General features: G+C 72.2%; 18 protein-coding genes. 11 read left to right on the top strand and 7 right to left on the bottom strand.

From position 1 onward, the window contains the following. Positions 1-209 precede the first annotated feature (209 nt). Complete coding sequence (locus ACZ516_RS08350) at positions 210-383, top strand: hypothetical protein (protein WP_358585063.1); 174 nt, start codon at positions 210-212, stop codon at positions 381-383. A gap of 324 nt (positions 384-707) precedes the next feature. Further along, positions 708-3,446 carry an ATP-binding protein gene (locus tag ACZ516_RS08345; RefSeq protein WP_469009176.1) on the top strand — a complete coding sequence of 913 codons (2,739 nt, stop codon included), beginning with the start codon at positions 708-710 and terminating at the stop codon, positions 3,444-3,446. 179 nt (positions 3,447-3,625) lie between these two features. On the opposite strand, the gene ACZ516_RS08340 is transcribed toward ACZ516_RS08345, so the two are convergent. Continuing rightward, the gene (locus tag ACZ516_RS08340; protein WP_361086922.1) at positions 3,626-4,789 is read right to left on the bottom strand and encodes a carboxylate-amine ligase; all 1,164 of its coding nucleotides are present in this window, start codon (positions 4,787-4,789) and stop codon (positions 3,626-3,628) included. A 142-nt stretch (positions 4,790-4,931) separates the two neighbouring features. Continuing rightward, positions 4,932-5,948 carry a LacI family DNA-binding transcriptional regulator gene (locus ACZ516_RS08335; protein ID WP_358585067.1) on the bottom strand — a complete coding sequence of 339 codons (1,017 nt, stop codon included), beginning with the start codon at positions 5,946-5,948 and terminating at the stop codon, positions 4,932-4,934. 318 nt (positions 5,949-6,266) lie between these two features. Here ACZ516_RS08335 and ACZ516_RS08330 point away from each other — a divergent pair, with 318 nt between their 5' ends. The 5 genes from ACZ516_RS08330 to ACZ516_RS08310 all read left to right on the top strand — a co-directional run bounded on the left by ACZ516_RS08330 (position 6,267) and on the right by ACZ516_RS08310 (position 13,988). Further along, entirely contained in the window at positions 6,267-7,565 is a 1,299-nt protein-coding gene (locus tag ACZ516_RS08330) for an extracellular solute-binding protein (RefSeq protein ID WP_469009174.1), read from the top strand. Between the two features lie 139 nt (positions 7,566-7,704). Then, entirely contained in the window at positions 7,705-8,667 is a 963-nt protein-coding gene (locus ACZ516_RS08325; protein ID WP_469009172.1) for a carbohydrate ABC transporter permease, read from the top strand. Beyond that, entirely contained in the window at positions 8,664-9,587 is a 924-nt protein-coding gene (locus ACZ516_RS08320; protein WP_467466699.1) for a carbohydrate ABC transporter permease, read from the top strand. Before ACZ516_RS08325 ends, ACZ516_RS08320 begins: the two co-directional genes overlap by 4 nt. 35 nt (positions 9,588-9,622) lie before the next feature. After that, the gene (locus ACZ516_RS08315) at positions 9,623-10,876 is read left to right on the top strand and encodes a glycoside hydrolase 5 family protein (RefSeq protein WP_469009171.1); all 1,254 of its coding nucleotides are present in this window, start codon (positions 9,623-9,625) and stop codon (positions 10,874-10,876) included. An 88-nt stretch (positions 10,877-10,964) separates the two neighbouring features. After that, positions 10,965-13,988, top strand: coding sequence for an alpha-mannosidase (locus tag ACZ516_RS08310; protein ID WP_469009169.1), 3,024 nt, complete (start codon positions 10,965-10,967; stop codon positions 13,986-13,988). 70 nt (positions 13,989-14,058) lie between these two features. Here the strand turns inward: ACZ516_RS08310 and ACZ516_RS08305 are convergent, their stop codons facing one another. Continuing rightward, on the bottom strand, positions 14,059-15,486 hold the full coding sequence (locus ACZ516_RS08305; protein WP_361086906.1) for a lipase maturation factor family protein: 1,428 nt from the start codon (positions 15,484-15,486) through the stop codon (positions 14,059-14,061). 96 nt (positions 15,487-15,582) lie between these two features. On the opposite strand from ACZ516_RS08305, the gene ACZ516_RS08300 reads away from it, so the two are divergent. Together ACZ516_RS08300 and ACZ516_RS08295 are read left to right on the top strand one after the other, a co-directional pair. Next, positions 15,583-17,697, top strand: a complete 2,115-nt coding sequence (locus ACZ516_RS08300) for a SpoIIE family protein phosphatase (protein WP_467466702.1) — start codon at positions 15,583-15,585, stop codon at positions 17,695-17,697. Positions 17,698-17,706: 9 nt separating this feature from the next. Then, positions 17,707-18,567, top strand: a complete 861-nt coding sequence (locus ACZ516_RS08295) for an Fpg/Nei family DNA glycosylase (protein ID WP_361086904.1) — start codon at positions 17,707-17,709, stop codon at positions 18,565-18,567. Between the two features lie 43 nt (positions 18,568-18,610). Here ACZ516_RS08295 and ACZ516_RS08290 read toward each other — a convergent pair whose 3' ends face one another. Further along, a complete protein-coding gene (locus ACZ516_RS08290; RefSeq protein WP_358585080.1) occupies positions 18,611-19,126 on the bottom strand; it encodes a hypothetical protein in 516 nt (171 codons plus the stop codon). A 289-nt stretch (positions 19,127-19,415) separates the two neighbouring features. On the opposite strand from ACZ516_RS08290, the gene ACZ516_RS08285 reads away from it, so the two are divergent. Then, a complete protein-coding gene (locus ACZ516_RS08285) occupies positions 19,416-20,684 on the top strand; it encodes a CapA family protein (RefSeq protein ID WP_469009167.1) in 1,269 nt (422 codons plus the stop codon). Positions 20,685-20,693: 9 nt separating this feature from the next. Here the strand turns inward: ACZ516_RS08285 and ACZ516_RS08280 are convergent, their stop codons facing one another. After that, complete coding sequence (locus tag ACZ516_RS08280; RefSeq protein WP_358585083.1) at positions 20,694-22,121, bottom strand: amino acid permease; 1,428 nt, start codon at positions 22,119-22,121, stop codon at positions 20,694-20,696. A gap of 118 nt (positions 22,122-22,239) precedes the next feature. Beyond that, positions 22,240-22,701 (bottom strand): universal stress protein, encoded by a 462-nt coding sequence (locus tag ACZ516_RS08275; protein ID WP_358699997.1) that lies wholly within the window; start codon positions 22,699-22,701, stop codon positions 22,240-22,242. 187 nt (positions 22,702-22,888) lie between these two features. Here ACZ516_RS08275 and ACZ516_RS08270 point away from each other — a divergent pair, with 187 nt between their 5' ends. Next, positions 22,889-23,734, top strand: a complete 846-nt coding sequence (locus ACZ516_RS08270) for a polysaccharide deacetylase family protein (RefSeq protein ID WP_358585087.1) — start codon at positions 22,889-22,891, stop codon at positions 23,732-23,734. Between the two features lie 27 nt (positions 23,735-23,761). Here the strand turns inward: ACZ516_RS08270 and ACZ516_RS08265 are convergent, their stop codons facing one another. Further along, the gene (locus ACZ516_RS08265) at positions 23,762-24,442 is read right to left on the bottom strand and encodes a class F sortase (protein ID WP_358585089.1); all 681 of its coding nucleotides are present in this window, start codon (positions 24,440-24,442) and stop codon (positions 23,762-23,764) included. Between the last annotated feature and the right edge of the window lie 218 nt (positions 24,443-24,660).

Here is a 24,660-nt window from a genome sequence, read left to right as displayed (position 1 = left end):
CGGAATTTGCCTGGTCTTGAGCTTCCATCGAGCACAGGCGCGCTCATTTGGTTAACCTGGGTCGAACGGGCGGCCACGAGGGATCCACAAGCATCCTTCGGCCGCCCCGGGGACAGGCCGGCGACCACGGCCGCGGTCCCGCCACATATCGGCGCCACCGCGACCGTACTGCCCTTGGCCTTCCCTTACGCGACACAAAGGAGTGCGCGGTGACACCAGAACTGACGAAGCACGAGAAACGACCGGCGGAACGCGGCGGCGAGCGGGCCGTGAGACCCCACAAGCTCCGCAACCTGGAGGCGTGGTCCAAGGCGGCCCCCATTCGCCTCGCGGGCTACGAGGACGACCTCGCCGAGCCCCACATCCTCCCCGGCATCGACTGACCGGCACCGCTCCGGTCCGTCCGCTTCGCCCAGCGCCCCCCGCCCTCACGGCGAGGGGCGCAGGCGCGTCCGGGCCCCTCTCCGGGCCGGCGACCGGCCCGGACGGCCGTCCCCTCCACGGCCGTCCGCTGCCCGCCGCCATCTCCCGTCAGTACCCAGCGGCCACCGGGTGATTCATGTGAACGCCACCTTCGCCCGCGGACGTCCCCTTGTTGCCCCCGCATCCCGCCGGAGATGATGGGGCGTCCCGGACGGTGCGGGAACACCCGCCCACGGAGACGACAGGGGCGTCATGGCCGACAGAGATCAGCACGTCACGGGTTCGTGAACGCGTCCGCCGCCGAGGAGGGCGAGGAGTGGCGGGTCCGCGTCGAAGCGAGCGCCCACGACCAGTCCCGTGTGTACATGGCGGGGCGGGACCTGCACCACGTCACGTATGCCGCTCCCGCCCCGGTGACCGCGCTCCACACCCTGCCCCGGGACGTCGCGGCCTTCACCGGCCGGGATCAGGAACTGCGTTCGTTGCTGCGGGCCGCGGACCCGGGCGGGACGCGCGTGGTGAGTGTGCACACGGTGGACGGGATGCCGGGGGTCGGCAAGACCGCCCTGGTGACGCGGGCGGCCCACCTGCTGGCCGACCGCTTCCCCGACGGCCGGCTGTTCGTCGACCTGTACGGCCACACACCGGGGCAGCCCGCCGCCGAACCGGCCGACGTTCTCGCGACGCTGCTGTACGGCGTCGGCGTCGCCCCCCAGTACCTCCCCGACGGCCTCCAGGCGCGCTCCGCCCTGTGGCGTGACCGGCTGGCCGGCAAACGGGTCCTGCTCGTGCTGGACAACGCCGTGGGCGCCGCGCAGGTCGAACCGCTCCTGCCGGCGTCCGACGGCTGCCTCGTCCTGGTCACGAGCCGCCGCCGCTTATTGGCTCTGGACGGGGCCAGGCCGCTCTCCGTCGAGCCGCTGCCGCCCGACACCGCCGCCGCCCTGTTCACCCGGGTGGCTCGCCGCGCACTCGACGCGTCGAACGCCGGCGCGGTCGCGGAGGCGGTGCGTCTGTGCGGGTTCCTTCCCCTGGCCATCACCCTGCTGGGAGCACGGCTCGCCCACCACCCCGCCTGGCCTCTCGCGGCCTTCCTCGAAGAGTTCGCGGCCGCCCAGGACAGGCTGGGGGAACTGGAGGCGGGGGACCGCGCGGTGCGCGCCGCCTTCGACCTGTCCTACCTCGTGCTGCCCGCCGAGAGACAGCACCTGTTCCGCCGCCTGGGCCTGCACCCCGGGCGCGACCTGGACCTGCACGCCGCCGCCGCTCTCGGCGACCTCCCCCTGACCGTCGTACGCCGGCAGATGGAAGCCCTCTACGTCGATCACCTGGTCGAATCCCCCGCGCCGTACCGCTATCGCGCCCATGACCTCCTGCGCGCGTACGCCGCCACGCTGGCCGAGGGCGAGCCCCGCGCCGACCGGGCCCAGGCGCTGGAGCGCCTCTTCGGCCACTACCGGCGTGCCGCCCACCGGGCGGATCAGAAGCTCACGACCACGCCGCGCCCCGGCGACAGCGGCCCTTCCGACACGGGCGCGGAGCCACCGGCCTTCGGGAGCCGGGAACAGGCCCTGGCCTGGATGCGCACCGAACGCCCCAACCTGCTGGCCTGCGTCAAGAAAGGGCTCACCGGTCCGCGGCCCTCGGACGCCGTGTCGCTCACGCATCTCCTGGCGGCCTTTCTGCACCGGGAAGGACCCTGGCCGCAAGCAGTCGCACTGCACCGGGCCGCGGCCGCCGCCGCACGGCACCACGACCCCCACGACGAGGCGAACGCCCTGCGCGACCTCGGGCGCGCCCTGCAACTGACCGGCGACTACGCGGCCGCGGAACCCGCGCTGGCACAGGCGTTGGCACTCTTCCGCACCGCGCGCGACCCTCTCGGCGAGGCCAATACCCTGCGCGACCTCGGGTGGGTCAGACAGGTCACCGGGGACTACGCGGGCGCACAGCCCCTGTTGGAGCAGGCGCTGCGGCTGTACCGCGCGCAGCACAGCCGTCTCGGCGAGGCGAACACGCTGCGGACGCAGGGCTGGATCGTCCAGCTCACCGGCGACTACGCCACCGCCACGGCCGTCCTGGCACGGGCGCTGCGCCTGTACCGGGCGCTGGGCGACCGCAACGGCGAGGCCAACACCCTGCACGATCTGGGGCGGTTGCGGCGGGCCACCGGGGACTACGAGGCCGCCGCCGAGTCGCTGGAAGAGGCCCTCGCCATCTTCCGCGCACTGGGCACCCGGCTGGGCGAGACCAATACGCTGTGGGCCCTCAGCCGCGTACGGGAAATGACCGGCGACTACGCCTCAGCGGCCGGAATCCTGGAAGAAGCGCTCGCTCTGTACCGGGAGTTGAGCGCTCCCATCGGCGAGGCCCACGCCCTGCGCAACCTCGGCCAAGTGCGGCTGCTGACAGGGGAGTACGCGTCGGCCTCCGCCGTGCTGCACGAGGCGCTGCGGCTCTTCCGCTCCCTCGGCGCCCGGCACGGTCAGGCCAATGCCCTGCGCAGCCTCGGCCGGGTCCGGCTGCGCACCGGGGACCACGAGGAAGCGGCCGCCCTCTTGACCGAGGCCCTCGCCCTGTACCGCGCGCTGGGAGCCCGCCCGGGCGAAGCCCACACCCTGCACGGCATCGGTGTGGCCCACCACCGCAGAGGAAGCCTGGCCGAAGCCCTCGACCTGCTGGACCTGTCTCTCGGCCTGTTCAAGGACATGGGAGATCGGCAGGGCGAGGCGGAGGTACTGAACAGCAGGGGAGCCCTTCTCGCCGAGACCGCGGGACCGCGCGCCGCGCTGGAGGCACATCTGGCGGCGTTGCGCCTGGCGCGCCTGGTGCGCAGCCCTTTGGACGAAGCGCACGCACTCGAAGGAGCGGCCCACAGCCGGGAGCTCGACGGCCGACGACAAGCCGCCCTCGCCGATCTGCGGCAGGCGGTGGCCATCTATACGCGGATCGGCGCCGCCGAAGCCGACGCCGCGGCCACCCGCCTGGCCGCCCTCGAGGCAGAGCGCCCCGATGGCGGCTGACTCCCCCTGGCCGCCGGCTGGGAGGGACGCCGGCGAGGACGCGCACCTGTTCGCGACCATGGCCGGTTACCACCCCGAGCCGCGCGGGACCTTCGACCGGCCGGCACGAGGCGGAGCCGCTCCTGCCGACCTGGCCCACCTGCCGTGGCCGCCCGGTCCGCTCCTTCCGCCCGGGGGCGTCAGTTCGCCGCCGTCCGCTCGGTGCCGGGCAGCCTCGGCCGGTGCGAGGCGTCCGGCGTCCGGCCCGCGGCCGTGCGGGCGGCGAGGTCGTCGACGACGTCGCGCAGGCTGCCCCCGCGCGCGTGCACGGCGCGCTGGCGTTCGGCGCCGCCGCCGTGCGTGAGGAGGTGGCGCAGCACCGCCCGCACCCGGGGCAGCTCGTGATGCTCCTCCAGAACCGGCCTGACGTGCTCCACAAGCCGTCTGACCTGGTGGGCGACCGGCACGAGCCGGTTGGTCCGCGGGTCCAGGCCCTGGCCGCCCAGACCGTCGCGGGCACAGCGCCAGTACGCGGCCCGCAGCAGCGCCTCCTCCATGGCGGGCCCGGGGTCGCCGCCCCGCACCCGCTCCAGGGCCCGTACGACCAGCGCCCGCACCAGCACCGCGAGGACCGCCGCCTCCTCGACGGTCGCGGGCACGTCCATCGCCCTGATCTCCACGGTGGGCAGATGCGCGCACGGCCGCACGTCCCAGTACAGGGAGCGTTCCCCGCGGGTCGCGCCGGCCTCCTGGAGCGAGACGGCCAGCGCGTCGTAGTGCGCGGCCGAGGAGAAGTACGGCGGGGGACCGGCCACGGGCCAGCGCGCGGAGCCGAGCGTGCGCCAGCTGCAGTAGCCGCTGTCCCGCTCCTCCCAGAAGGGCGAGTTCGCCGAGAGCGCCACCAGGACGGGCAGCCAGGGCCGCAGATGATTGCCGACCAGGACGGCGGTCTCCCGGTCGGGGACCTGGACGTGCACGTGCAGCCCGCAGAAGGCGAAGGTGTCGTACAGGGAGCGGTACATCTCGAACTGGGGGAGGTAGTGCGGGTCGCCGTTGAGCGGTACCGGCGTGCGCATGCCCAGCAGCGGTGTGCCCGAGGCGACGGGACGCAGGCCCTCCCGCGCCGCCGCGGCGACCAGGGCACCGCGCACCCGTCGCAGCTCGTCGCGGAGCCCGTCCAGGGTCCGGCAGGGGGGTGTCTTGCCCTCCACCTGGTACGCCGAGGCCTCACCCGACACCAGGTCCCCGAGCGCCGGCCTCGCGCGGGCCAGGACCAGGGGCGCCGCCGCGGCCACGGTGCGCTGCGAGGCGTCGACGAGGAAGTACTCCTCCTCGACACCGACGGTGGGGAAGTGGTCCGCCATGCGTCGTGTCCTTCCGCCGATGGGAGCGAGGCATGTTCGTCCACCTTCCTCGCCCGTGGGCCTTGCCGCGCGCCCGGTGCGGCCGGGCGCATGACCGGCCCCGGCCCGGGCGGCACTCCAGGATGACAGTGCCCGGGCGCGTTCACCCGCCCCGTACCGGCCCCGTGCTCTCCCGCTCGATGAGCCGCGGCAGCGGCACCTGCACGGTCGCCGCCGGCCCGTCGTCGAGGAGGGCCAGCAGCTCGCGGGCCGCAGTACGCCCGAACGCCACGGTGTCCCGGGACAGGGCCGTGAGCCACGGATGCACCATGCGGCACAGCGCCGAGTCCTCCCAGGCCACCACCGACACGTCGCCCGGCACGGTGAAACCCAGGGAGGCCGCGGCGGCGACCCCGGCCACGGCCATCACGTCGTTGTCGTACACCAGGGCCGTCGGCGGCTCGGCGGACCGCAGCACGCGCCGGGTCACGGCGGCGCCCTCGGCGTCGGAGTAGTCGGTCGGCACCGAACGCACCCCGGAAAGCCCCCGGCTCGCCGCCTCCGCGCGCAGGGTGCGGATGCGGCGCTCGGTGTGGGCGAGCCCCGCCAGGCCCGCGATGTGCACGATGCGGCGATGGCCGAGCGCGTGGAGATGGCCCACGACCGACGCCATGGCCCCCGCGTCGTCCGCCCACACGGTCGACAGCCCCGGGTGGGCGGCGTCGGGGTCGGGCACGCCGCCCGTCACCACGGCGGGCAGCCCCAGTTCGTCCAGGAGCGCGGGCCGGGGGTCGTCCGTGCGCGGGTCCACCACCAGCACACCGTCCACCCGGTGCTCGGCCCACCACCGGCGGTACACCGCGCACTCGGCGGCCACGTCTTCCACCACCTGGAAGAGCAGCCCCAAGTGCCGCTCGGCCAGCACCTGTTGGACGCCGGAGATCAGCTGGAGGAAGAAGGAGTCGACGCCCAGGGTCGCCGCGGGCCGCGCCACGACCAGGCCGACCGTCGCCGACCCCTCGCCGGACAGGGCGCGCGCCGCCGTGCTGGGCCGCCAGCCGAGCTGCTCCGCGACCCTGCGCACCCGGTCGCGGGTGAGGTCCGAGACGCCGGGCCGGTCGTTGAGCGCGAAGGAGACGGCGCTCTCGGAGACCCCGGCGCGGCGCGCGATGTCCTTCATGGTGGGCCGGCGTGCCGGTGACCGCTTGCCTTGCACCCTTGCCCCTTTCCTGGCGCCGCGTACAAAAGCGGCCACGCACTAAAGCGCTTGAGCGATCAGACCCTAAAGCGCATTAGTTCTTCACCGCAAGACCGGCAACGCACGTACCTGACCTGGCCTGTTGACGCACAGTTCGACGGATCTTCGATTTCGCCTCCCCGAATCCATTGACTTCGCGCCACGGTTGGATGCAGGGTCTGCCTCGGCGCCGATTGCCCGGCCTGGCCGGCCGCAGTCACCGCCGTCTCGCGCTGGGCCGAGCAAAGGAGCCGTTTCACCGTGCGTATCTCCCGTATTCCCCGCAGAGCGGTCGCCGCGGGCGCCGTCCTCGCCGTCCTGCTGCCGCTGAGCGCCTGTGGCGACGGCGACGACGGCGGTGGCTCCACGGACGCGTCGGGCAAGATCGAAGGTGAGATCACCTTCCAGACCTGGAACCTGAAGGCCAACTTCAAGCCCTACTTCGAGGGCCTCGTCGCCGAGTTCGAGGACAAGTACCCCGGCACCGACGTCAAGTGGATCGACCAGCCCGGCGAGGGCTACGCCGACAAGATCAGCGCCGACGCCGCCGCGGGCACCCTGCCCGACGTCGTGAACGTCTCGCCCGACCTGGTCGCCCCGCTCGCCAAGGCCGGCCTCGCGCTCGACCTCGACAAGGCCGCGGGCAAGTACGAGAAGGAGTACCTCCCCGGGGCCTGGAAGAGCCACCAGATACCGGGCACGGAGGGCACCTACGCCTTCCCGTGGTACCTCAACACCGGGCCGCTCTTCTACAACAAGCGCCTCTTCAAGGACGCGGGCCTGGACGAGAACAAGCCCCCGAAGACGTACGACCAGCTCTTCGACCAGGCGCTGCGGCTCGCGAAGAGGAGCGACGGCAAGGTGGCCACGCTCGCCAACGTCCCCACCATCGAGGACTTCGGGCGCTACGGCGTGCCCCTGATGAACGAGGAAGGCACCGGCTTCGCGTTCAACGACGCCAAGGGCGTCGAACTGCTCACCCGGTACAAGAAGTTGTACGACGCCAAGGCGCTGGACGGGCAGGCGCTGACCGCGACCCCGGAGTCCACCGGCAAGAAGTTCCTCACCGAGGCCGTGGCGATGAACCCCGGCAGCGCCCTGGACCTGGAGAAGTTCAAGAAGGACGCCCCGAAGCTCTACAAGAACATCGGCATCACCCCGCAGATCAGCAACACCGGCAAGGACAACATGTACGTCATGGGCGTCATGGTCAACGCCCGCACCAAGCAGACGCCGGCCGCCGTCGCCTTCGCGCACTTCGTCACCGACGCCGAGCACCAGATGGCGTTCGCCAAGAAGGTCGCGATCTTCCCCAGCACGCGGGGCTCCCTCGACGACCCCTACTTCACCCGGCAGGACGGCAAGGAGGAGACGCGGGTCCGCGTCGCCGCCGCGAAGTCCATCAAGACCGCGGTGAACTACACGCCGGTCCTGTTCAGCGAGCAGATGAAGGTCGAGCTGCGCAACTCCGTCGCCAAGGCGCTCCAGGGCAAGGAAAGCCCCCGGGAAGCGCTTGACAACGCTGTCAAGAACTGTGACCGACTGCTGAAGCAGAGCTGAGCGCCGGCGCCGTGCCGAGCCACGACCAAGGGGGCGTCGGCGCTGTGCCGAGCCACGACCAAGGGGGCGTCGGCGCTGTGCCGAGCCAGGACCAGAGAACGTCGGCGCCGTGCCGGGCCATGAGCAGGGATCATCAGCCATGAAGACCACCACAGCCACCGGACTGCCGGGCGCGGGCCGCCGCGCCCCAGGGGCGGCCGACGGGCGGCCCGTCGACCGCCGTTCCGCCCGGATCAGGCGACAACTCCCCACCAGCCCCTGGCTGTTCGCCGCCCCCGGGCTCGCGGTCGTCGCCGTCTTCAGCCTCTATCCGTTCGTCAGCACCCTGAACAACTCCTTCACCGACAAAAGGACGTTGATCCCCGGCGAGTACGTGGGCCTCGCCAACTTCCGTGAGCTGCTGCACGACGACATGTTCTGGATCGGCCTGCGCAACAGCACGCTGTACGTCCTCGTGGTCGTCCCCGCCCTCGTCCTGCTGCCGCTGCTGCTCGCGATGCTCGTCCAGAAGCACATCCCCGGCATCACCTTCTTCCGCTCCGCCTTCTACACCCCGGTGGTCGCCTCCATCGTCGTCGTCGGCCTGATCTGGGTGTGGATGCTGGACGAGCGGGGACTGGTCAACGCGGTCCTGGAGGCGGTGGGTGTCGGCAAGGTCGGCTTCCTCGACGACCAGTGGCTGCTGCTGTTCAGCGCCATGGCCGTCACGGTCTGGAAGGGCCTCGGCTACTACATGATCATTTACCTGGCGGCGCTCGCCAACGTGCCGCGTGAGCTGCACGAGGCGGCGGCGGTCGACGGCGCGGGGGCGGTACGCCGCTTCTTCAGCGTCACCGTGCCCGCCGTGCGCTCCACCATGGTGCTCGTCGGCGCGCTCTCCGCGGTCGCCGCCTTCAAGGTGTTCTCCGAGGTGTACCTGATGGCGGGGCCCACCGGCGGCCCGGCGGGCGAGGACACCACGCTGGTGATGCTCGTGCAGCGCACGGGCACCGGCCTGACCGGACGGGTCGGCTACGCCTCGGCGATCTCGGTGGTCGTCTTCGCCGTCACCGTCGTGCTCATGCTGCTCGTGCTGCGGGCGGACCGGAAGGAGGACGCGTGAGCACCACCGAGAAGCTTCCCGCGGCGGTGGCGGCGGCGGAGGAGCGCGCGCCGCGTGCCGCGCCCGGTCGCCGGATCACCGACGAGAACGGCCGCCGGATGCCCGTCTGGGAGGTCGTCCTGCGCTACGTACTGCTGCTCGCCGTCCTGGCGCTGATGATCGGCCCGTTCCTGTGGCAGCTGTCCACGTCCCTGAAGGGGCCGCACGAGGACATCTTCGGCTCCCCGCCGAAGTTCCTGCCCTCCGACCCCACCCTCCACAACTACGAGCGGGTCGCCGACACCATCCCCGTCTGGGACTACGCCCTCAACTCCCTGAAGGTGGCCGCCGCCAACGTGGTCACCAACTGCGTCGGCGCCGCCCTCGCCGGCTACGCCCTGGCCCGCCTGCGCTACCGCGGCCGCAAGGCGGCCACCCTCGTCTTCATCCTGGCCATGCTGGTGCCCGTCGAGGGCATCATCATCGCCCAGTTCACGACGATGCGTGAGCTGGGCCTGAACAACACCCTCATCGGCGTACTGCTGCCCGGCTGCGTCTCCGCGCTCAACGTCCTGCTGATGCGCAACGCCTTCCTCAACGTGCCCCACGAGATCGAGGAAGCCGCGTTCGTGGACGGCGCGAACGTCTGGCAGCGCTTCACCCGGATCGCGCTGCCCGCCGTCAAGGGCACGCTCGCGGTCGTCGCGATCTTCGCCTTCATGGGCGCCTGGGACGACTTCCTGTGGCCGCTCATCGTGCTCAGCGACCCGGAGCGGTTCACGCTCACCATCGGCCTGAACTACCTGCACGGCACCTTCGCCAACGACGAACGCCTCGTCGCCGCGGGCACGGTCATCGCCGTACTGCCGCTGATCGTCCTCTTCGCGTGCCTCCAACGGTACTTCTTCCGCGGCGTCGGCGAAGGCGCGGTCAAGGGCTGAGCCACCTGCCTCCTCCTCCAGAACCAGGATCCGCCTTGCCTTCTCCAGCGCCTTCGGGCACGCCGCGCTTCGGCGCCAACTACACGCCCGCCCAGGGGTGGTTCCACCACTGGCTCGACTTCGACCTCGACGCCGTGCGCGCCGACCTCGACGCGATCGCCGCGCTCGGCCTCGACCATGTACGGGTCTTCCCCGTCTGGCCGTACTTCCAGCCCAACCGCACCCTGATCCGCCCCCGCGCCGTCGAGCAGCTGGTCCAACTCGCCGACGCGGCAGGCGAACGCGGCCTGGACGTCAGCGTCGACGGCCTCCAGGGCCACCTGTCCAGCTTCGACTTCCTGCCCGCCTGGACGCAGACCTGGCACCGGCGCAACCTCTTCACCGACCCGGACGTGGTGGCCGCGCAGGCCGCCTACCTCCGCACCCTCGCCGCCGCGCTCGCCGACCGGCCGAACTTCATCGGCATGACCATCGGCAACGAGATCAACCAGTTCTCGGCCGGCCCCCACCCCGACCCCGACCGCGTCACCCCCCGACAGGCCGAGGCCTGGCTGCGCACCGTCCTCGCCGCCTGTGAGGAGGGCGCCCCCGGCAAACCGCACCTGCACGCCGAGTACGACGCCGCCTGGTACCAGGACGACCAGCCCTTCACCCCGGCCCAGGCCGCCCGGCTCGGCGCCATGACCGCCGTGCACTCCTGGGTCTTCAACGGCACCGCCCAGCGCCACGGGCGCACCGGCACCGCCACCCGCGCCCACGCCGCGTACCTGATCGAGCTGTCCAAGGCCTGGGCGCTCGACCCGCGCCGGCCCGTCTGGCTCCAGGAGGTCGGCGCGCCCGCGCCGCTGATCCCCGCCGAGCACGCGGCCTCCTTCACCGAGGACACGATCGAGGCCGCGCTCGACTGCCGGGACGTGTGGGGCGTGACGTGGTGGTGCTCCCACGACGTCTCGCGCGGCCTCGCCGATTTCCCGGAGCTGGAGTACAGCCTGGGTCTGCTCACCAACGACGGCCGCGTCAAGCCCGCCGGGGCGGCCGTCGCACGCCTCGCCAAGGAGTGGCGGGGCCGTACGTACGCACCGGCGACCCGGACCACCGCGCTCGTCGTGGACGACGCCCTGGAGCGGCGGTCGGCGTGTGCGCCCGGCGGGCCGGTGTTCGAGGCGTTCGCCCGCCTCACCCAGGACGGCGTCCGGCCGACGACCGTCCTCGCGAGCCGGACCGCCGACGCGGAGCATCTCGCCGCGCGGGGCATCACGGACATCGTGACACCGGAGGAGGTCCGTTAGGCCGGTACAGCCTCCGCAGACCGCGCCCCGCGCTCGTCTCAACCACCGGACGGGCCCAAGAATTTCACCCCTCTCCTGGGAGATCCTCATGCATGACGACCGCACCCTGGTCGAAGCCCGCCTCAAGCGCGTTCTGGACGAGCGCATCAGGCCCGCCGTGTATCCGGCCTCCGTACCGCTGGACGTCGCGGTGTGGAACGCGCCGGGTGAGCCCGTGCCGGTCGCCGAAGGGCTGGCCGCCGAGCCGGTGCCGACCGCCGTCGGGGAGCGGTGGGGCGCGCCGTGGGGGACCAGCTGGTTCCGGGTGACCGGGAAGGTGCCGAAGGAGTGGGCGGGCAGGACCGTCGAGGCGGTCCTCGACCTCGGCTTCGACGAGAACATGCCGGGCTTCCAGTGCGAGGGCCTCGTCTACCGTCCCGACGGCACCCCCGTGAAGGGCCTCAACCCGCGCAACCAGTGGGTGCGGATCGCCGCCCCCGCCGAGGGCGGCGAAGAGGTGCGGCTGCACATCGAGGCCGCGTCCAACCCCGTCATCCTCGACTACCACCCCTTCCTTCCCACCCGGTTGGGCGACAAGGAGACCGCGGGCAGCGAACCCCAGTACAAGCTGGCGCGCATGGACCTCGCCGTCCTCGACGAGACGGTGTGGCAGCTCGTCATCGACCTGGAGGTGCTCGGCGAGCTGATGCACGAGCTGCCCGCCGACTCCGGGCGCCGCCACGACATCGTGCGCGCGATCGGCAGGGCGCTCGACGCCGTCGACCTCCAGGACGTGAACGGCACGGCCGCCGCAGCCCGCGCGCTGCTCGAAGACGTCCTCGCCAAGCCCGCCGAGCCCTCCGCGCACCGCATCAGCGCCGTCGGCCACGCCCACATCGACTCCGCCTGGCTGTGGCCGCTGCGCGAGACGGTGCGCAAGGTCGCGCGGACGACGTCCAACATGACCGCGCTCCTCGACGACGAGCCGGACTTCGTCTTCGCCATGTCCCAGGCCCAGCAGTGGGCGTGGACCAAGGAGCACCGGCCCGAGGTGTGGGCGAAGGTCAAGAAGGCCGTCGCCGACGGGCGGTTCGTGCCGGCGGGCGGCATGTGGGTCGAGTCGGACACGAACATGCCGGGCTCGGAGGCGATGGCCCGTCAGTTCGTGCACGGCAAACGGTTCTTCCTCGACGAATTCGGCGTCGAGAACGACGAGGCGTGGCTGCCCGACACCTTCGGCTTCGCGGCCGGACTCCCGCAGATCATCAAGGCGGCCGGCTCCAAGTGGCTGCTCACCCAGAAGATCTCGTGGTCGCAGACCAACCGCTTCCCGCACCACACCTTCCACTGGGAGGGCATCGACGGGACGCGGATCTTCACGCACTTCCCGCCCGTCGACACCTACAACTGCTCCATGAAGGGCAGCGAGATCGCCCACGCGGCGAAGAACTTCAAGGACAAGGGCGTCGCCCGGCACTCCCTGGCGCCCACCGGCTGGGGCGACGGAGGCGGCGGCACCACCCGCGAGATGATCGCCAAGGCCGCTCGTCTGCGCGACCTGGAGGGGTCGGCGACCGTCCGCTGGGAGACTCCCGCGCAGTTCTTCGAGAAGGCCGAGGCCGAGTACCCGAACGCCCCCGTCTGGGTGGGCGAGCTGTACCTGGAGCTGCACCGCGCGACCCTCACCAGCCAGGCCGGCACCAAGCAGGGCAACCGCCGCAGCGAGCACCTGCTGCGGGAGGCGGAGCTGTGGGCCGCGACGGCCGCCGTCCGCTGCGCCGCATACGCCTACCCCTACGAGCAGTTGGACCGCATCTGGAAGACGGTGCTGCTCCACCAGTTCCACGACATCCTGCCCGGCTCGTCCATCGCCTGGGTGCACCGGGAGGCCCGCGCGACCTACGCGGCGCTCGCACGGGAACTGAACGGCATCATCGACACGGCCCAGCGCGCCCTCGCGGGCGAGGGCACCGACGCCCTGGTCTTCAACTCCACGCCGCACAGCCGCCACGGGGTGCCCGCCGGCGGCGCCGCCCCCGCGACGAGCGACGGCGAGGCGGCGATCGCCTCGCGCGCCCAGGGGGGCTTCGTCCTGGACAACGGCCTGCTGCGGGTCGAGATCGACGCCCGGGGCCTGGTCGTCTCCGCGTACGACCTGGTGGCCGACCGCGAGAGCGTCGCCCCGGGGCAGGCGCTGAACCTGCCGCAGCTCCACGCCGACTTCCCCAACATGTGGGACGCGTGGGACGTCGACGAGTTCTACCGCAACACCGTCACCGACCTCACGCGGGCCGATGAGGTCGCGGCCGGGGAGGGCGCGTCGGTCCGGATCGCGCGCACCTTCGGCGACTCCCGCATGACGCAGGTGCTGTCCCTGGCGCCCGGCGCGCGACGCCTCGACATCGACACCGAGGTCGACTGGCACGAGACGGAGAAGTTCCTCAAGCTCGCCTTCCCGCTGGACGTCCACGCGGAGCGCTACGCGTCGGAGACGCAGTTCGGCCACTACTACCGCGCCACGCACACCAACACGAGCTGGGAGGCCGCCAAGTTCGAGGCGTGCAACCACCGCTTCGTGCACATCGAGGAGCCGGGCTGGGGCGTCGCCCTGGTCAACGACTCGACGTACGGCCACGACGTCACCCGTACGGTGCGCGCCGAGGACGCGGGCACGACCACGACGGTACGTGTCTCGCTGCTGCGCGCCCCCCGTTTCCCCGACCCCGAGACGGACCAGGGCGTGCACCGCTTCCGGCACGCGCTGGTGCCGGGCGCCGACATCGGCGACGCGGTGCGCGAGGGCTACCGCGTCAACCTGCCCGAGCGCCGGCTGGCCGGCGGCCGCGCGGTGGCTCCCCTGGTGAGCGTGGACAACGACGCGGTCGTCGTCACGGCGGTCAAGCTCGCCGACGACGGCAGCGGGGACGTGGTCGTCCGCTTCCACGAGGCGTACGGCGGCCGCGCGAAGGCCACGCTGGCCCTGGGCTTCCTGGCGGCGGACGTCACCGTGACCGACCTCCTGGAACGCCCGCTGGCCGACGCCACGCCCCCGGCGCTCTCGGGCGACACGGTGGCGGTACGGCTGCGCCCCTTCGAGCTGGTCACCCTGCGCTTCGGACGGCGCGCCGACTAGCAGGCGCCCCACGGGCACCGGCATGACACCGCCGGTGCCCGACCCGCCCCGCCGCCCCGGCGCGGCGCGCCTACCGCCTCTGCTCCGACACGGCGAGCCGTGTCGGCGCCAGGAACTCGCGGACGTAGGTCCGCTCCCAGCAGGCGCCCGTCTCGCGCAGCTCGCGCCAGGTCGTGTACCGGTAGCGGTACAGCCGGGCGCGGATGTACGCGGGGGGCGCCCCGGGCGGGAACGGGGAGGCGCGCAGCAGCCGCAGCGTGTCGCGGTCGCCGTCCAGCAGGCGCTCCACCAGCGGGCCGAACCAGGAGCGGGCGTAGGCGGGGGAGAGCGCGGCGAACCACATCATCCAGTCCAGCCGCAGGTGGTACGGCGCGAACTGGCGCGGCCAGCGGCGCACGTCCCCCGGCTTGCCCTTGAACTCGTACGCGAGCCATGCGGAGTCCGCGCGCGGCACCGGATCCGCCGTGCCCTCCACGACGATCTCCTGGCGCACGCGGCTGACGCTGCCGAACGCGCCGTAGGCGTTGACGAGGTGCAGCGGGTCGAACGAGCGGTTCATGACCTGGCGCCGGGACAGCAGATTGCGCACCGGGCGGTAACTGAGGGCCAGGAGCAACGCGGTGACGGCCGTGACCACCACCTCGTACCAGAGCGGCGCCGGGGCGTACTGCGCCGGGGTGTGCCAGGGGGAGAGGTCGAGGGCGGACACCGCGACGACGACGGTGATCCAGTTCAGCCAGGAGAAGTTGCCCGACAGGACGAGCCACAGCTGGGTGACGATCATCAGGCAGGCGGCGGCGGTCGCCACGGGCGGGGGAGCGAAGAGCAGGAACGGCACGACGAGCTGGGTCACGTGGTTGGCCGCGACCTCCACGCGGTGCACGGGCTTGGGCAGGTGGTGGAAGAACCAGCTCAGCGGGCCCGGCATCGGCTGCGTCTCGTGGTGGAAGTACAGGCAGGTGAGCTCGCGCCAGCACGCGTCGCCCCGCATCTTGATCAGTCCCGCGCCGAACTCCACGCGAAAGAGCACCCAGCGCAGCAGGAAGAGCACGAGGACGGGTGGCGCGACGCGGTCGTTGCCGAGGAAGACCGCGAGGAACCCCACCTCCAGGAGGAGCGACTCCCAGCCGAAGCCGTACCAGGTCTGGCCGACGTTCACAATGGACAGGTACAGCGCCCAGGGGATCAGCCACAGTGCCATGGCGCCCCAGAGCGGCAGCAGATGGTCGGCGCCCGCGAGCAGCGCCACCGCGACCGCGCAGCCCGCCCACGCGCAGAGTGCGAAGAACCGGTCCGAGTAGTGGAGCTGGAACAGGCTCGGTGCCCGCCAAAACGGCACCCGCGCCACGTACCGGGGCACCGGGAGCATCCCGCGCTCCCCGAGCAGCGCCCGGAACTGCAGGGCGGCTCCCAGGAACGCCACGAGGTAGAGCGCGGCCAGCCCCCGCTGGAAGATCGACCGGCTCAGTCCGTACGCATCCGCCGTGAACCACTCCACGTCACCATTGTGACGGCGGGTGACCCGGTTCTCCATCGTGACGCCGGGCGGCCGCCCCCACATGCGCGCGCCGGGGGCTCCGCCTAGCGTGGCCCCATGGACGCGGGCACCGGTGCGCACCCCCCGGCGGGGCACTGCCGCTGTGCGCAGCCGGCCGCGGCGCCGGCCGACTGTTTCATGGAGCTGTACGGCGCCGCGCTGCGCATGGGCTGCTTCGACTGGGACCTCGACACGGGCCAGATGTCCATGGACGCCACCGCCCACGAGGTCTTCGACGTGCGCCCCGACGAGTACGACGGACGCCCCGATACCCTCTCCGCGCGCGTCCCGACGGTCGAGGCGCACCGCCTGGACCAGATCGTCGCGCACGCCCTGAAGGACGGCAGCCAGACCTACGGCGCGTACTTCCGGGTGCGCCTGCGCGGCGGCGCCCTGCGCTGGACGCACACGCACGGCTGCATCCGGCGCGACACCACCGGCCGCCCCCGCCGGATCGTGGGCATCGTCAGGGACGCCACCCGCGAGCTGGGCGACAGCCCGCCCGCCGTGCGCGAACGCGTCGACGAGGAGGCCGAGCGGCGCCGCACGACCAGCATCGTCCAGGGCACCACGGCGGCACTGGCCCACGCCCGCACGGTGCAGGACGTCATCGACGTCCTCAAGGACACCCACGGCCTCGCGCACCTCGGCGCCGCCAACCTGGTCATGGGCCTGGTCGAGGCCGGACGGATCCGCCTCGTCGCCGAGGGCCCCGTCGGCAGCTTCGTGCCCGGCACCCTGGTGACCCGCATCGACGAGCCGTACCCGATGAGCGAGGTCGTCCGCACCCTCGCGCCCCGCTACATCGAGTCCGCCGAGGACTTCGCGCGGTCCTACCCGCTGCTGTGGCCGCACATCGCCGGACTCGGCATCACCGCGGCCGCGTATCTGCCGCTGATCGCGCAGGCCCGCCCCATCGGCGCGCTCGGACTGCTCTACCAGCACAAGAGCGCATTCACCGTGGAGGAGCGCAACGTCCTGGTCGCGCTCGGCAGCAGCATCGCGCAGAGCCTGCAGCGCGCCATGTTCTACGAGCAGGAGAAGGACCTCGCCCAGAGCCTCCAGCAGGCCATGCTGCCGCGCTCCATCCCCGGTGTGCCGGGCGCGGAGATCGCCGTCCGCTACCGCTCGGCGGCGCTCGGACGGGACATCGGAGGCGACTGGTACGACGTGATCCCGCTGCCCGGGGGCCGGGTCGGCGCCGTCATCGGAGACGTCCAGGGCCACGACACGCACGCCGCCGCCGTCATGGGCCAGCTCCGCATCGTGCTGCGGGCCTACGCCAGCGAGGGGCACATGCCCGCCACCGTCATGGCCCGCGCCTCCAGCTTCCTGCACGAACTGGACACCGAGCGCTTCGCGACCTGCCTGTACGCGGAGACCGACCTGTCGACCGGCGCGGTGCAGCTCGTACGGGCGGGACACCTCGACCCGCTCCTGCAGCTCACCGACGGCTCCTGCCGCAGAGTGCCCGTCGACGGCGGTCTGCCGCTCGGCCTCTCCGCCGAGTTCGGGCGACTGGACTACCCCGTCACCACCCTCGAACTCGAACCCGGCCAGACCCTGCTGCTGTGCACCGACGGACTCGTCGAAGTACCCGGGGCCGACCTCGACGACGGCATGCGCGCACTGGCCGAACTCGCCGCCGGCGGCCCCCGCGACCTGTCCGAGCTCGCCGACCGGCTCTGCGGCATCGTGGACGGCCGGGGCGGCGACGACGACGCCGCGCTGCTCCTGCTGCGCCGCCACGCCATCGACGCGCCCCGCTCGGCCGGCCGCCTGCGCCAGCACGTGGCGCAGAACGACCCGGAGGCGCTGACCGAGGCCCGCCACATGATCAGGGCCGCGGTACGCGCCTGGGGCGCGGGCGGGCGCGCCGACGAGATCGAGCTGGTCGCCGACGAGATGATCACCAACGCGCTGATGCACACCGGCGGTGCCGCCATCGTGACCCTGCGCGTGCTCAGCGGCGCCGACCGGCGGCTGCGTGTGGACGTGGAGGACTCCTCCAGCGCTCTGCCGCGCCGCCGCGAGGCGGGGGAGGAGGGGGTCTCGGGCCGTGGGCTGCTCCTCGTGGACCGGCTCACGGACGTATGGGGCGTGGACGCGCGCGGCGGCGGCAAATGCGTGTGGTGCGAGTTCATCGTGCCCGCCAGGGACGAGCGGGTCTGAGGGAGAGCCATGCCGGAACTGCCCGAAGTCGAGGCCCTCAGGGGCTTTCTGACGGATCATCTGATCGGTCGTGAGATCGTGCGCGTGCTGCCGGTGGCGGTGAGCGTCCTCAAGACCTACGACCCCCCGCTCACCGCCCTCCAGGGCCGTACCGTCACGGCCGTGACGCGGCACGGCAAGTTCCTGGACGTCGACGCGGGCGGGCTCCACCTCGTCACCCACCTCGCGCGCGCAGGCTGGCTCCAGTGGAAGGACCCGCTCCCCGACGCCGCCCCGCGCCCCGGCAAGGGCCCGCTCGCGCTGCGCGTCGCCCTGGAGACGGGGGAGGGCTTCGACCTGACGGAGGCCGGCACGCAAAAGCGCCTCGCGGTCTACGTCACCGAGGCGCCGCGGGAAATCCCGGGCATCGCCCGCCTCGGCCCCGATCCGCTCGCCCCGGACTTCGACGAGGAGCGGTTCGCCTCTCTCCTCGCGGGGGAGCGGAGGCAGATCAAGGGCGCCTTGCGCGACCAGGGCCTGATCGCCGGTGTCGGCAACGCGTACAGCGACGAGATCCTGCACGCGGCCCGCATGTCGCCCTTCAAGCTGACGTCGAGCCTCACCGGGGCGGAGGTCCACGGGCTGTACGGGGCGCTGCGGGACACGCTGACCGAGGCGGTGGAGCGCTCGCGCGGAGTGGCGGCCGGGCGCCTGAAGGCGGAGAAGAAGAGCGGCCTGCGCGTCCACGGCCGCACCGGTGAGCCCTGTCCCGTGTGCGGCGACACGATCCGTGAGGTGTCCTTCGCCGACTCCTCGCTCCAGTACTGCCCCACCTGCCAGACGGGCGGAAAGCCGCTGGCGGACCGGAGACTGTCGCGCCTGCTGAAGTGAGCCGTCACGCCTGCCGGAGCGAGGGGGCGGGTGGCAGGAGCCCTCAGAACAGATGGATCGCCAGATGTCCGAGCGGCAGCCCGAGCCGCCACGCGGGCGTCCACACCTTGGGCCCGTCCTCCTCGCCCGGCAGCGCCCCGCCGCCCGGCACGGCGTCCAGGTCCGGCGCGAGCAGCTCGGTCTCCTCCAGCCACCGCCAGGCCAGTTCGGCCAGCTCCACGTCGGGGTGCGGCCCGCCCGCCGCGGCGGCGTCGTCCAGGGCCAGCTCCAGGCGCCCGCGCACCCACTCCAGCCAGGCCTGGTCATACTCGGTCAGGGAGAGCCAGGTCTCCAGCTGCGTGATCACCCGGATCCCGGACAGTTCACCCCCGCTGTCCGACAGGAAGATCGTCAGGGCGAGCGCGTCGCGCCCCGCGCGGTACTCGAAGGACGTCGGCGGCATCAGATCGCCGGTGCGCAACAACTCGTCGGCGATGTACTCGGCGTAGAACCACGCCATGGGCACCCTCAGGTCGCCGCCCCTGGGCCCCTCCGTGCCGCCTCTGCTCTCGTACGGCATCCCGCTCCGCCTTCCTCCGGTCCGTGCGCGTCACCGGCCTCCGGCCCCGATCCGGAACACGGATGAGGACAGCCGATTACCCGCGGGGGGTGCTGAGCAAGGCGCTTTACGGAGCCTTGACCCGGGCCCCGGTTTCCACGCAGGTGAGTGGCCGTGTGTTGTTCGCGTCACAGGGGTCAGCGATTTGACTCCTTTTCGGGGACTCGGGGGGCAAGGGTCCTTGATTCACCGAGAGAGCCGTGCATCTAGTCATATCGACCGATAGCACTAGATTCGTGGAGCCTGATCGATGAGCCAGCGCGCGGAGCACTCACGCAGCACACGGACCACAAGAGGCCCGCAGCCCCCACCCCGGACGCGAAGACGCCGCCCGGCCACGGCCGCCGCCACGGCCCTGCTGATCGCGGGCACGGCATCCTGCACGGCGGACACGGGCAGCGCCGTCGGCGACTGGGCCACCCGGCGGGAAGCCTCCCGCCCCGGCGCGACCCCGGCCCACTCCCCGGCGAGCGGCGGCACGGCCCAGCGCCGGAACTTCACGCTCGTCGCCTCCGGGGACGTCCTGCCGCACTCCTCGATCATCCGCCGGGCCCGGGCCGACGCGGACGGCGACGGCTACGACTTCGTCCCGATGTTCGCGGGCGCCAAACGCATCGTCGCCGCGGCGGATGTGGCGATCTGCCACATGGAGACCGTCTACGGGCCCCGGGGCGACTACAGCGGCTACCCCGACTTCAAGTCACCGCCCCAGGTGGCCCGCGCCCTGAAGGCCACCGGGTACGACTCGTGCTCCACCGCCTCCAACCACACCCTCGACGACGGCGCGGCGGGAGTGCGCCGCACCCTGGACGCGCTCGACAGGGCGGGCGTCGCGCACGCGGGCTCGGCCCGCACCGCCGCGGAGGACAGGAGACCGGCGTGGCTGCGGGCGGGCGGCGCCAAAGTCGCGCACCTCGCCTACACCTACGGCACGAACGGCCACCCGCTGCCGAAGGGCAAGCCGTGGTCGGTCGACCTGATCGACCGCACGAAGATCGTCAAGGACGCGCGGGCGGCCCGGAAGGCGGGCGCCGACGTGGTCGTCGTCAGCCTGCACTGGGGCACGGAGTGGCAGACCGCCCCCGACCGGCGCCAACTGCGCCTCGGCAAGCGGCTCACGGCGTCGCGTACCGGCAAGCGGCCGGACATCGACCTGATCATCGGCACCCACGCCCATGTGCCCCAGGCGTACGAGAAGGTGGGCGGCACCTGGATCATCTACGGCATGGGCGACCAGATCGCCGGGAGCATGATCAACCACGAGGGCGCCCACGACCCGCGCGGCAACCAGAACTCCGTCGGCCGCTTCACCTTCGCCCCACCGGCCGCGCCGGGCGGCCGGTGGAAGGTGGAGAAGGCGGAGTTCCTCCCGATGTGGTTCGACACCGACGCCGGCCGCGTGGTCGACCTCAACGCGGCACTGCGCCGCGGGGCGGACGTACGCGAGGTCCGCGACCGGATCCGCCGCGTCGTCCTCGGCCGGGGCGCCGGCAAGGACGGCCTGGTGATGGGCAGGTAGCGGCGGGCGCTACCGGGCGCCCCGGTCCGCCTTCGCCAGCTCCGACTTGCGGTAGGAGTAGCCGAAGTACACGGCCAGGCCGATGACGAACCAGACGGCGAACCGCACCCAGGTCTGCCACTGGAGGAACGTGATGAGCCAGACGGAGAAGAGCACCCCGATCGCCGGCACCACCGGCATCCCGGGGCAGCGGAAGGTGCGCGGCAGTTCGGGCCGCTTGTAGCGCAGCACGATCACCGAGACACACACCACGACGAACGCCAGCAGGATCCCGATGTTGGTCAGTTCGGCCGCCTCGCCGATCGGCAGGAACCCGGCGATGGCGGCTGAGGCGAACCCCACGATCCACGTCACGCGGGTCGGCACGTGCCGCGTCTCGTGCGTCTTGGCGAACCACTTGGGCAGCAGCCCGTCGCGGCTCATGGCGAACCACACGCGCGTGACGCCCAGCATGAAGGTGAACATCACGGTGAGGATGCCGATGATGGCGCCGACGGCGATGACGTCGGCGAGCGAGCCGAGCCCGACCGACTTGAACGCCGTGGAGAAGCCGCTCTCCGGGTCGATGTCCTTGTAGCCCTGCATACCGGTGAGGACCAGGCACGCCAGGACGTACAGGACCATCGAGACGGCCAGGGAGTACAGGATCGCCTTCGGCATGTGCCGCTGGGCGTCCTTGGACTCCTCCGCCGCGGTCGACATGGCGTCGTAACCGAACACGGCGAAGAACACGGTGGCCGCACCCGTGAACGCGCCGCTGACGCCGAAGGGGAAGAACGGCTCGTAGTTGCCCGTGTCGATGTGGAAGAACCCGACCCCGATCACGACGAGCACGACGAGGACCTTCAGGACCACCACGACCATCTCGAAGCGCGCCGCGTTCTTGATGCCGAGCGTGAGCAGATACGCGATGAGCAGGCACAGGAGCGCCGCGAAGAGATCGACCCGGTGCCCGTCGCCGGTACCGGGCGCGCCCAGCATCCACTTCGGCAGCTCGGCGCCCATGTCGTTGATCAGGAAGTTGAAGTAGCCGGAGATGCCGATCGCGACCACCGCCACGATGGCCGTGTACTCCAGGAGCAGGTCCCAGCCGATGAACCAGCCGGCCAGCTCGCCGAGCACCACATAGCCGTACGTGTACGCGGAGCCCGCCTTCGGGATGAGGCCCGCGAACTCGGCGTACGAGAACGCCGCCGCCGCGCTCGCCACCCCGGCGACCAGGAACGAGATCAGGACCGCGGGCCCCGCCTTCTCGTGGGCGACGGTGCCCGCCAGCGTGAAGATGCCGGCGCCGATGATGCCGCCGACGCCGATCGCGGTGAGCTGCCAGAGCCCGAGGGAACGGGTCAGCCCGCCACCCGCCCCCGCCTCTGTCTCCTCGATGTGTTCGATGGGCTTGCGGCGCAGGACGCCCTGCCCCATCCGGAGTCCCGCCATGAGCTCCACCTCTTCGCGGACGGCAGTCGGCTGATGGCGGATCATGATGGCCCAGCCCGCGCCCCTACGGAAGACGCCACACCCCTCGCGCGGGCCGGGTTCATTCGGCAGGGGCGCATCAGGGCACGACCGTCACCGGCCAGCGGCCCGCCTTCACCAGCCGCACGGCGACCGAGCCGACGATGCGGTGGCCCGCCTGCTCGGAGGCGCCGACGACGACGGCGTCGGCCTTCAGCTCGTCCGCCGCGGTCACCAGACCGCTGTACGGGTCGCCGCGGAAGGTGTGGAACTCCCAACGGACGTCGAATATGTCCTTCACCCGCTCGGCCGCGTCCCGGATCTCCGCGATGAGCCCCTCGGCGATCTCGTCGGTGGTCTCGGCGACCGGCACGCCGAGGGCCGCGCCCGCCGCGAGCACCGGCTGGATGTACACGACGGCGAGCAGGGCCCGCTGCCGCCGGGCGAGGCCCGCCGCGTAGGCGGCGGCCCGCAGCGACGAGTCGGAGCCGTCGATCCCGACGACGATCACCTTCGGCCCGTCGGTGCCGCGTTCGAACTGGTGGACCTGGTCTTCGCTCACCCCCGTGAGGTTAACGGAGCCCCGCCGACCGGCCGCGGGCAGGCGCCGCGCCACGGAGAGCGGCCCCGCGCGGCCCGTCCCCCGGTCCGTCGCGTCCGACCGCTCCCAGGCGGCTGATCGGGTGCTTTCGGAGGCCGCCCCGGTGTTGGTGTGCCGCCGGGGCCGCCCACCGTGCGACGGATTAGTCATGAAAGACGATCAGCTGACCCCGGGGCGTCGGCTCATGCTCCGTACCGCCGCGGCCCTCGGCCTCGCCGCGACCGCCGGATGCGTCGGCGCCGACCGCACGGCCGACCCCGCGCCCCTCGCGCCGAGCGGCGGGCCCGCCGCGGGGCCGCCGGCCCGCAGCGCCATGAAGCCCTCCGCGTACCGCCTCCAGCCCATGGCGGGCCACGGCCCCCCGCGCTCGGCACGTGCCCTGCCCCGGGTCCGCAAGGCACCGATCCTGCGCATGCCCGGCCACGACCGCTCCATGGTGCTGACCTTCGACGACGGACCCGACCCCACCTACACCCCGCACATCCTGCGGACGCTGCGCGCACACGACGTGCGCGCCATGTTCTTCGTGTGCGGGGAGATGGCCGCCGACCACCCGGACCTGCTGCGCGAGATGGCCGACGACGGGCACCTGATCGGCAACCACACCTGGAGCCACCCGCTGCTGCCGAAGCTGAGCCGGGCCAGGACGCGCGCGCAGATCGAGCGCACCTGCGAGGTCATCGAGGACGTGACCGGCGAACCCCCCGAGTGGTTCCGGGCCCCCTACGGGGCGTGGAACCGCAACACCTTCCAACTGGGCGCCGAACTCGGCATGGAACCGCTCGCCTGGACCGTGGACACCCTCGACTGGACCGAGCCGGGCGCGGCGACCATCGTGCGCCGGGTCCGCGCGGGCGCGGCGCCCGGCGTCGTGGTGCTCTCGCACGACGCGGGCGGAGACCGCTCGGGCAGCGTCCTCGCGCTGCGCACCTACCTGCCGGAACTGCTCGACTCGGGCTACCGCATCACGGTGCCGGGCCGCCACATGGTGTGACGCGCCACCCGCCCCTCGGCCCCCGGGTCAGCGCACGGCGGTCAGCCGGGCGAAGACGACGACGTTCGAGTCATAACCGGACTGCTTGGAGAAACCACCGCCGCAGGTGATGACGCGCAATTCGGGAGTACCGCTGTTTCCGTAGACCCGCTTTCCGGGGAAGTCGCTCTTGTCGAACACCTCGATGCCGTAGATCTTGAAGATGGCGGTCTTCTTGTCCTTGCGCCTGACCTCGATGTGCTGGCCCTTCTTCAGGGAACCGAGGCCGTAGAAGACGGCCGGGCCCTGCTGGTTGTCCACATGTCCGACGACCACCGCCGTGCCCTGCTCGCCCGGTGAGGCGGCGCCCGTGAACCAGCCCGCGAGGTTCGGGTCCTCGGGCGGTGGCGCGTCCACCCACCCCTCCGCGTCCAGCCCGACCCCGATGACCGGCGCGTCCACCTGGATGCCCTTGATGCGCACGCGCTCGGCGGGCGAGAACGTCAGCGGGGCCGGGGCGTCGGCCGCCGCGTCCGGCGCACGGTCCGCTGCCGCGGCGGACGCCGGCTGCGGCGGGCCCACGTCGAATTCCCCCGAACCGTTGCGGATCAGCGCGAGACCGGTCAGCAGAACGAGTGCCATCGCACCCCACGGGGCGCGCTTGCGCTGCTTTTCGTCCTCCTGGGGAACGTGGAACTCGAATTCGTCGGCCGGATGGGACGAAGGCATTCTCTATCCCCTCTCAACGCGGCGGGCGCGCCGCGTCCATTGCGCGTACGAGAACGCTAAGCGCGGTGCGCGCGGCATGCGAAAGGGCGGGCGCGAACGGGTGGCGTCCCGGCCGGGGTGCGCCATCCGAGTCGCCCCGCCCAGGATTTTTCTGACGGACCGTGACCTGCGGTGATGCCCCGCGCGCGGACATGCCCCGGCGTGTCGGCTCACCAGGA

This window comes from Streptomyces sp. NPDC034037, from assembly GCF_055575715.1.
The sequence above is the reverse complement of the archived record's forward strand: the minus strand, read 5'-3'. Positions and strand labels throughout refer to the sequence as shown.

Coding starts and splice junctions, on each gene's coding strand:
- ACZ516_RS08340 (WP_361086922.1), bottom strand. CDS start 4,789: ATGGCGGACCACTTCCCCACCGTCGGTGTCGAGGAGGAGTACTTCCTC.
- ACZ516_RS08335 (WP_358585067.1), bottom strand. CDS start 5,948: ATGAAGGACATCGCGCGCCGCGCCGGGGTCTCCGAGAGCGCCGTCTCC.
- ACZ516_RS08325 (WP_469009172.1), top strand. CDS start 7,705: ATGAAGACCACCACAGCCACCGGACTGCCGGGCGCGGGCCGCCGCGCC.
- ACZ516_RS08310 (WP_469009169.1), top strand. CDS start 10,965: ATGCATGACGACCGCACCCTGGTCGAAGCCCGCCTCAAGCGCGTTCTG.
- ACZ516_RS08300 (WP_467466702.1), top strand. CDS start 15,583: ATGGACGCGGGCACCGGTGCGCACCCCCCGGCGGGGCACTGCCGCTGT.
- ACZ516_RS08295 (WP_361086904.1), top strand. CDS start 17,707: ATGCCGGAACTGCCCGAAGTCGAGGCCCTCAGGGGCTTTCTGACGGAT.
- ACZ516_RS08290 (WP_358585080.1), bottom strand. CDS start 19,126: ATGCCGTACGAGAGCAGAGGCGGCACGGAGGGGCCCAGGGGCGGCGAC.
- ACZ516_RS08285 (WP_469009167.1), top strand. CDS start 19,416: ATGAGCCAGCGCGCGGAGCACTCACGCAGCACACGGACCACAAGAGGC.
- ACZ516_RS08280 (WP_358585083.1), bottom strand. CDS start 22,121: ATGGCGGGACTCCGGATGGGGCAGGGCGTCCTGCGCCGCAAGCCCATC.
- ACZ516_RS08270 (WP_358585087.1), top strand. CDS start 22,889: ATGAAAGACGATCAGCTGACCCCGGGGCGTCGGCTCATGCTCCGTACC.
- ACZ516_RS08265 (WP_358585089.1), bottom strand. CDS start 24,442: ATGCCTTCGTCCCATCCGGCCGACGAATTCGAGTTCCACGTTCCCCAG.